The organism is Mucilaginibacter sp. (assembly GCF_028288105.1).
GTDB lineage: Bacteria > Bacteroidota > Bacteroidia > Sphingobacteriales > Sphingobacteriaceae > Mucilaginibacter.
On the sequence record NZ_JAQBOI010000106.1, the window covers coordinates 1 to 8893 of the forward strand.

The following is an 8893-nucleotide window of genomic DNA, read 5'->3' on the forward strand; positions in this document are numbered from 1 at the left end:
CGGCGAATTTAATGATGCGGTAGATAGGCTTAAGATCAGTCCGCAAAGCAGGGACCTAAACCAGATTATTGCCAGGCAGCAAACTTTGTTAAACATGCAGGCAAACTCGCCGAAGCAAAGCTATATCCTATCCGATTTTCAGAAGAACATACAGGGCAGATCACCATTGGCAGATGCAGGTTTCCCGGTGAATTTGGTGCAACTAAAAGCTAATTCATTGCCCAATGTAGCGGTAGATTCAGTATGGATGCTAAACGCCACGCATCGCCCCGGCGAAAGTGAAAGGATAGTTGTAAGATTAAGGAACTATGCCGATAAATCTGCGGAGAAGATCCCGCTTAAGCTGATCATTAATGGTGTGCAAAAAGCAATAGGTAGCTTTACGGTTAATGCAAGGTCGGCACAAACAGATACATTATCGTTCTCTGGTCTGCAGGGTGGCTGGCAGCGTGCCGAAATTCAATTACAGGATAATCCTGTTACGTTTGATAATAAGTTTTACTTCACTTTTAATGTGAACAAACAATTGCCGGCTCTGCTGATAAACGATGGTACGGCCAATAAATATTTAAGTGCTGTTTTTGCTGCCGATCCCTTTTTTGCGCCAAAGCACGTGCCCGGTGGTAATGTAGATTATGCAGGTTTAAGCACGTATCCCATCATCATATTAAGCGATATTAAAACGGTATCAGCAGGATTAGCACAAGCTTTAAAAACTTATGTAAGCAAAGGTGGTACTTTGGTGGTGTTTCCATCGACCGATGCAGATTTGAATAGCTATAAAGCATTTCTACAGCCTATAGGTGCCGCTTATCCGCAGGGTTTGGTAAACGAAGCCACTAAAGTATCGGCTATAAATTTACAAAGCCAGGTGTTTAAAAGCATCTTTGAAGCATCACCACAAAACCCCGATTTGCCTGCGGTAAAGAAATATTATGCCTTAGCAACCGGTACCCGCCAGGGCGAATACCTGATGCGGATGCAGGCCGGCCAACCCTTATGGCAGGGCTCTACATTAGGCAAGGGAAAAGTGTATGTATCTGCCGTGGCTTTAGATGAAGACTTTAGTAACCTGCCGGTTCATGCGCTGTTTGTACCGGTAATGTTCAGGATAGCATTGCTGAGCGGGCACGATCAATCTTTGTTTTACACTGCGGGCAATAACGAACCCATAGAGACCGTTCCGCTGCAATCGACAGAGAAACAATTGGTAAAACTGGTAAAAGGCAACGAAACTATTATACCCGATGTAAAACAACAGGAGGGAAGCACTATGCTTTACCTGCCCGCGCAGTTGAGCGAAACCGGTATTTACGACCTTAAAAAGCAGGATAGCACGGCTGCGGTTTTGGCTTTTAATGATAACAGGACGGAATCTGACTTATCATACCTAAGCCCAAATGATCTGGAGAAATTATTCCCTAAAAACGCTACTTTGCTAAACGGGGATAAATTAAATGCAGATAGTATTGCAGGCTCTGCAAATTCGGGGCTTCAATTATGGAAACTTTGTATAATTTTGGCAATGATATTTCTGGCTGCCGAAACCCTGCTGATAAGGTATTATAAAACCAATAAAACAACTGTTTCGCAACCCACAGATAGTAACTAAACCCACCATAAAACAGCGCTAATGAATTTGCTAATCAAATCTGCCACTGTTGTAGACCCCGCTTCGCCTTTTAATAATAAGGTTGCCGATATTTTAATTGAAAAAGGCGTTATCAGTAAAATAGCAAAATCAATTGATGAAGATGTAAAAACTATTGACGCGAAAGGCCATTACGTTTCACCGGGCTTTTTTGACCTGAACTGTAATGTTGGCGAATTGGGATTAGAAACCAAGGAAGACCTCCAAACCGGAACAGCAGCAGCTGCGGCAGGTGGTTTTACTGGTATCGCTTTAATGCCTAATACTCAACCCCCCGTACATTCAAAAGCCGAAGTAGAGTACCTGCTTAACCGGGCTAAAGGTAACCTGGTTGATATATATCCCCTTGGAGCTATCTCCAGCAAACGCGAGGGCAAAGATATGGCCGAGATGTTTGATATGTTTAAAAGCGGTGCAAAGGCTTTTACAGATGGTAACCGCCCGGTTCAGGATGCGGGACTAATGGAAAGAGCCCTGCTGTATGTACAAAATTTTGGAGCTAAGGTTATTTCCTACCCGGAAGATACCTCCATCGCCGGTAAGGCAAAAGTTAACGAGGGTATAGTAAGCACTATGTTAGGCATGAAAGGCATACCCGCGCTGGCCGAAGAATTGATGATAGCCCGCGACTTATACCTTGCCGAGGATACCAATTCTGAAATCCACTTTACAACTATATCTACCGAGCATGCGGTAGAGCTGATACGCGAAGCAAAGTGCAAAGGAATAAAAGTTACCTGCGATGTTGCCGCCCATAATATTGTATTAACCGATGAGGCTTTAATGGGCTTTGATAGCTTATATAAAGTAAAACCTCCATTGCGCACCCAAAAGGATGTAGACGCTTTGGTAGCCGGCTTAAAAGATGGCACTATAGACGCCATTGTATCACAGCACACCCCGCACGAAATTGAATTTAAAGATGTGGAGTTTGAGGTAGCCGAGTATGGCATTTTAGGTTTGCAAACAGCTTTCTCGCTTGCCCTGCGGGCGGGTTTATCGGTGGGGCAGATAGTGGAAAAGTTGGCTATTAACCCACGTAAAATATTAAATGTTGGTGTGCCATCGCTAACAGAAGGTACGACCGCCAACCTGGTTGTATTCAGCACCGGTGACGAATGGGAATATACCCGCGCCGCTAATCGTTCAAAAAGTTTTAATTCACCATTTATAGGGCAGAACTTAAAAGGAAAAGTATTGTTAACCTGTAACAACAACCAAGTCTCAAAATTTTAATAACCAATCACATGACCGACCCAAAAGTAAGATCAGCCATTACAGGTGCTTTAAAGGCTTTTACACAATATGGTAACTTTGATGCCGCAGCACTTATCGAAAAATTTGATACCGTTTTTGCATCAGATGATGACTTTTTAACCAAGGTGGATTCGCTTGATGCCGTTTTTGATGAGCATCCGCAGTTGGAAGAGATCCGTGAGACTTTCTTTGATATGCTGATGATCAACTTCTTTAGTGAAGATGTAAAGAAACTGGAAGATGACTACCTGGAAACCCCTGAATGGGAAGCTATCGAAGAACAAACGCTTGATCGCGGTACCGAGCTATTGAATTTATTACTGTATCTGAACGAATGCGAGGACGAAAATATAGATCCTGAACTGGAAGATTATTTGAAAGAGTTTTTACTTGTTGATGAGGATGAGTTTCAGGACGAATACCGCATATACGAGCCTGTTATTGCTCAGCAGATGCTGATTGAAAGCCCTGTTAGCGAGATAAGCAAAGTAGCCAAAACCGTTCCTGAAGATTCTGAAGTGAAAGAGCTGTTTTACCCCATGATCTGTTTTTTCCAAAACCCGGAACCAAGCGATGCGGACAAAAACGCCATTGCAGATAATGCCGTAAATAAACCATTTGATATGGCTGTTTTAGAAATATTACTTAGCTTTAAATAAAATTAATCTATAACCCTTATTATAAAATGGAAACACCTGCACCAAACCCAACCGCAATTGCCACTAAGTGGGCAGTAATTTATTTAGTAGTATCTATCGTAATTACTTATGCGTTCCAGCTTCTTAATATCGACCAAAATTCATCTGTAAAGTATGTTGGTTACCTACCATTTATCGCTTTTTGCTTTTTAGCGCAAAAGGAATACAAAGACCAGTTAGGCGGTTTTATCACCTTTGGACAAGCTTTCAATCCTGGCTTTAGATATTCACTTTTTGGTGGTTTATTACTGGCAGTATTTATCTATCTCTATCTGGCCATATTAAGCCCGGAAATGTTAACCAAAGCAATGGAGCAACAGCAAACTGCAATGGCCGATAAAGGTATGTCACAAGATCAAATTGACAAGGCATTAGAAATGGGTAATAAATACGGTGCAATATTTGGTGCTATCGCAACTGCAATAAGCACATTAATATTTGGCTGTATTGTTAGTTTAATAGGTGCAGCAATCCTTAAAAAGGAACGTACTGCTTATGATGTTATTGACGAAACACCAAATGATCCAACTGTTTAAGTAAAGGTCATATATACAACAAGAAAGCCGCTTCAATTTGAAGTGGCTTTCTTGTTTAAATAGGTTTTGTTTTTGATTGGTATCCTCTGTCCCAGCGTTGTTCTGTTGTCACTAACAGGTGCTTGGAAGATTAGCGTTTGGGCTAAAGCCCATTTTCTGAGTTTTCTATCCGTCCCATAAATGGGACGGATAGAAAACTCATTTGTATTTATCATTGCCGTTGACTTTAGCCAACGTATTACAAACAAAACTCATAAGACTTTAGTCAAAATATAGCAGGCCTTGGTAGCAATACCTACAAGGGCGAATAAAGGGCGAAAATGGACGAACCCAAGGCGAAATAAAGCGCACCCAAGGCGAGGGTTAGCCACAAAAAAGCCGCTCCATAATGAAGCGGCTTCCTTGTTTATGTTTTAAAAGTTCCCCTTAAGGAATGGGGTTATTTTTTCATTACCTGTTTCACAATATCATTACCAAAGGCAAATACCATCAGCGATATTAACAGTACAAAACCAACTATCTGCGCGCGTTCCAGGAACTTATCGCTTAGCGGTTTGCCTTTTATCATCTCTATTACAAGGAAAACGGTATGACCACCATCTAAACCTGGTATAGGTAATAGGTTTGTTAATGCCAGTACCATTGAAAGAAACCCTACAAGGCTCCAAAAACGGATCCAGTCTACATGGCTGCCAAACATTACAGCAATGCCTATTGGGCTTGATATGGCTTTACGTGCCTTAACCTCACCTGTAAATATCTTAACTATGCCTTTTGCATTATCAGTGAACATGCTCCATGCTTTGGTAGCACCAATAGGTAACGAACCAAATAAGCCATATTTAATGGTGGTATCTTTTGGCAATTCCGCGTTAGGTTTAAAGCCTAAAACACCTTCTTTGTTAATTTGCGCGGTAAGCTGTAGTAACGAGTCGCTGCGTTTAATGGTAAGCTGTACCTGTTTGTTTTTGTTAGCACGTAATTGCGCCTGCATTTCATCAAAATAAGCTATAGCATTGCCATTTACGGCAAGTATACTATCACCCTTTTTTAAACCAGCCTGCTCAGCGCCACTTTTGTGTGCAATGGTGTCTATAGCAAATTTTACCCGTGGGATACGGTTAATAAATTCCTCGATACCATGATCAGAAAGGTCATTAAGAATGGTGGGAGGTACTTTAATGTCTAATGTTTGATTACCGCGCTGTACGTTAAGCACCGTTTTATCCAACAACACTTTCGAGCTGATCAGGTCTTCGAAACGGATGATAGGTTTGCCGTTAACCGAATTGATCTTATCACCGGCCTTAAGCCCCATTTTTTGACCTATAATTCCCGGGACTATACCATATTTAATATTGGCGTTGGGTGTGTAGGTTTCGCCATAACGGATGGTTAATATCCAAAATATGAATACACCCACTATAATGTTAACTATGATACCGCCAAGCATTACAATTAAACGCTGCCAGGCCGGTTTTGAACGGAACTCCCATGGCTGCGGCGGGCCCGCCAGCTGGTCTGTATCCATCGATTCATCTATCATACCGGCAATTTTCACATAGCCACCAAGTGGTAACCAGCCAATGCCGTACTCAACACCTTTATAGTTGAATTTAAAAAGACTTACACCCCAGGCATCAAAAAATAAGTAAAATTTCTCAACCTTTATTCCGAAAGCGCGGGCAGCTAAAAAATGCCCGAACTCGTGTAGTATCACCAAAATTGAAAGACCAAGTATTAATTGGCCAACCATTATTAAAACGCTCATTCGTTATATTTATATATTAAGATTGTATTGCCTTTAACGGCATTTGTTGTATTAAATTTTGCGCAAATATGCGTGTTTCTTTATCAGTATTCAAATAGTCGTGTAAGGACGGTTCTTTGATGTAATTAATTTTCTGCATACAGGTTTCAATTACATCGCTCATGGCCAAAAATCCGGTTTCATTCTTCAGGAAAGCCGCTACGGCCACCTCGTTAGCCGCGTTTATAATGCAAGGCATATTGCCACCGCGATTTAGCGCTTCATAAGCCAGTTTTAAGTTACGAAAGGTATCCAGATCCGGCTTCTCGAAAGTCAGGTTTGGGTAATCCATAAAATCAAAACGTTTAAAGCTGGTTTTAACCCGGTTAGGGTAGGTTAAGGCGTATTGTATTGGCAGCTTCATATCCGGCAGGCCCATCTGCGCTTTTATAGAACCGTCCTCAAATTGTATCAGCGAGTGTACAATTGATTGCGGATGCACGATCACATCTATTTGATCTGTCTGCAGACCGAACAACCATTTAGCTTCAATAACTTCGAGGCCTTTATTCATTAACGATGCCGAATCGATAGTTATTTTGGCGCCCATTACCCAATTTGGATGTTTCAGGGCCTGCTCACGGGTAGCACCGGCTAAAAAATCGATTGTTTTACCTCTAAAAGGCCCACCCGAAGCTGTAATAATTATCTTTTCTATTTTGCTGTAATCTTCACCAACAAGACATTGAAAAATGGCGGAGTGCTCGCTATCTACAGGCAATATTTTAACGTTGTGTTCTTTAGCCAGGGCGGTTATCATCTCGCCGGCTACTACAAGTGTTTCTTTGTTTGCTAACGCGATATCTTTACCTGCTTTTATGGCATTAATAGTAGGCTCTAACCCGGCAAAGCCAACCATAGCGGTTAATACAATATCAATATCCGGGTGGGTAACCGTTTCCTTAATAGCCTCGTGCCCGCTCAAAACCTTTACGGGTAAATGGGCAAGCGCCTCTTTAACCTGCAGATATTTTGTTTCATCACAAATGATGGCATACTGTGGCACAAACTCCAAACACTGTTCTATAAGCAGATAAGCATTTGAATGCGCTGTAAGTATAAATGCACTGAACAACTGACCGTTATCTCGAATAACTTCAAGTGTTTGTGTACCTATGCTACCGGTAGAGCCAAGGATGGCGATATTTTTTATCTTGTCCAATTATCTATAATAACACGTCATTGCGAGGTACGAAGCAATCTCTACATAAGCAAATCCAATAGCATAGTTTGGAGATTGCTTCGTACCTCGCAATGACGTCTGGTGTTTTAATTTGTAATATACGTTGTTAACTCGTCCGCGATTTTCCTGTCATTAGATAATCGCGGAACTTTGTTTTGCCCGCCAAGTTTCCCCTGGCTTCGCATATAGTTTATAAAAGTATCCTTTTTTAAACTTCTGACTATTAAAGGTTGCAATATGTTACCCTCAATAAGGTCAAAATAGTAAATATTTTTTTGCTGTAACGCTTTATCAACCTTTAATGCAAATGCTGCCAGGTTTTGAGGTTCTTTCCCAAACTCTATAAACCACTCATGATAAGGCAGTTCGCCTGCTGTAGGTGATACTTGTGGCGCTACAGTAAATTCAATAACGTCAACACCTTCTTCGGCGGCTACGCTCATTAATGCCTGTTCAACTTCTTCACCAATAACATGCTCGCCAAAAGCAGAGATATAATGCTTTATACGGCCGCTTACAACTATCTTATATGGGTTTTTTGATACAAACTTTACCGTATCGCCCAGGCTGTATCCCCATAAACCGGCACTGGTGTTCATTATAAGCGCGTAATTCTTATCAAGCTCTACATCTTTTAAGTTGATACGGGTTGGGTTGTCGTTAAAATATTCATCCGATGGGATAAACTCATAAAATATGCCCGCATCAACCATCAGCAACAAACCTTTTTCTTTTTGTGAGTCCTGAAAGGCAATGAAGCCTTCAGATGCAGGGTAAGTTTCAATGCTGTCTATCTTAAACCCGATGCTTTCTTCCATGCGGGCGCGATAGGGTTCGTAGTTTACACCGCCATGCACATATAGCTTAAAATTGGGGAATATATCTTTGATCTTTTTCCCGCCGGATACTGCAGATAGCCTGTCGAAATACATCTGGCACCAGGGCGGTATGCCCGATATCAGGCGCATATCCTCTTTAACAGTTTCTTTTACAATGGCGTTAACTTTTTCTTCCCAGTCATCAATACAATTTGTTTGATAGGATGGGAGCCGATTCTTTTGCAGGTAAGCAGGTACATGATGCGCCACAATACCCGATAACCTGCCGGTTGATACACCTGCTTTTTCATCTAATATGGGGCTGCCTTGTAGGAATATCATTTTGCCATCAACAAAGTCGGCATTGCCTGTTTCATGGATATAGCTTAACAAAGCATTACGGGCAGCTTTAATATGCTCGGGCATGCTTTCTTTCGAAATAGGGATATATTTTACACCCGATGTAGTGCCCGATGTTTTAGCCAGGTAAGCAGGTTTGCCGGGCCAAAGCACATTAGCCTCGCCATGGGTTATACGATCAATATAGGGACGAAGCTCCTCATAGTCGCGCACGGGCACATTCTTTTTAAAATCTTCGTATGATGTTATTTCGCCGAAATGATGGTCTGTACCAAAAGCAGTGTTTTTGGCATCGTTTATCAGGTTACTAAAAGTTTTTTGTTGAAGCGCAACCGCATTATGGCGAATGGTATTTAATTGTTTATTTACATACCAGGCAAATACCTTGCTTAATGCTGCTTTTAAACCCATCATTAATTGGTTTCGGCAATATCATCATCAATGTCCTGGTGGCTGTAAACCAATCGTTTATAAGTAGTCATTATCATTACTTGTACAGTAGGAAATGATAATGCAAACCAGAAAATACCTGCAATTTTTAATATATATGCCTCTGAGGTTGTGTTTTCTGTAGTGAACA

At 41.4% G+C, this 8893-nt stretch carries 7 protein-coding genes; 4 read left to right on the top strand and 3 right to left on the bottom strand.

Annotation, left to right across the window (positions count from 1 at the left end):
* The 4 genes from JWQ85_RS07590 to JWQ85_RS07605 form a co-directional block, all read left to right on the top strand.
* Window positions 1-1612 (top strand): hypothetical protein (locus JWQ85_RS07590; protein ID WP_299466352.1); only part of this gene is annotated, 1612 nt, incomplete at its 5' end.
* A gap of 21 nt (window positions 1613-1633) precedes the next feature.
* Window positions 1634-2887, top strand: coding sequence for a dihydroorotase family protein (locus JWQ85_RS07595; protein ID WP_299466355.1), 1254 nt, complete (start codon window positions 1634-1636; stop codon window positions 2885-2887).
* Between the two features lie 11 nt (window positions 2888-2898).
* Window positions 2899-3567 carry a hypothetical protein gene (locus JWQ85_RS07600; protein ID WP_299466358.1) on the top strand — a complete coding sequence of 223 codons (669 nt, stop codon included), beginning with the start codon at window positions 2899-2901 and terminating at the stop codon, window positions 3565-3567.
* Between the two features lie 26 nt (window positions 3568-3593).
* Window positions 3594-4142 carry a DUF4199 domain-containing protein gene (locus tag JWQ85_RS07605; RefSeq protein WP_299466361.1) on the top strand — a complete coding sequence of 183 codons (549 nt, stop codon included), beginning with the start codon at window positions 3594-3596 and terminating at the stop codon, window positions 4140-4142.
* 439 nt (window positions 4143-4581) lie between these two features.
* Here JWQ85_RS07605 and rseP read toward each other — a convergent pair whose 3' ends face one another.
* From rseP to JWQ85_RS07620, 3 genes are all read right to left on the bottom strand, one after another.
* Complete coding sequence (gene rseP, locus JWQ85_RS07610) at window positions 4582-5913, bottom strand: RIP metalloprotease RseP (RefSeq protein WP_299466364.1); 1332 nt, start codon at window positions 5911-5913, stop codon at window positions 4582-4584.
* A gap of 16 nt (window positions 5914-5929) precedes the next feature.
* Window positions 5930-7105, bottom strand: a complete 1176-nt coding sequence (locus tag JWQ85_RS07615) for a 1-deoxy-D-xylulose-5-phosphate reductoisomerase (protein ID WP_299466367.1) — start codon at window positions 7103-7105, stop codon at window positions 5930-5932.
* Window positions 7106-7221: 116 nt separating this feature from the next.
* A complete protein-coding gene (locus JWQ85_RS07620; protein ID WP_299466369.1) occupies window positions 7222-8724 on the bottom strand; it encodes a GH3 auxin-responsive promoter family protein in 1503 nt (500 codons plus the stop codon).
* Window positions 8725-8893: the final 169 nt, after the last annotated feature.

What these genes read in the sequence shown, in the direction of transcription:
- JWQ85_RS07620 (WP_299466369.1), bottom strand. Translation starts at nt 8,724, where the DNA reads ATGGGTTTAAAAGCAGCATTAAGCAAGGTATTTGCCTGGTATGTAAAT.
- JWQ85_RS07600 (WP_299466358.1), top strand. Translation starts at nt 2,899, where the DNA reads ATGACCGACCCAAAAGTAAGATCAGCCATTACAGGTGCTTTAAAGGCT.
- JWQ85_RS07595 (WP_299466355.1), top strand. Translation starts at nt 1,634, where the DNA reads ATGAATTTGCTAATCAAATCTGCCACTGTTGTAGACCCCGCTTCGCCT.
- rseP (WP_299466364.1), bottom strand. Translation starts at nt 5,913, where the DNA reads ATGAGCGTTTTAATAATGGTTGGCCAATTAATACTTGGTCTTTCAATT.
- JWQ85_RS07605 (WP_299466361.1), top strand. Translation starts at nt 3,594, where the DNA reads ATGGAAACACCTGCACCAAACCCAACCGCAATTGCCACTAAGTGGGCA.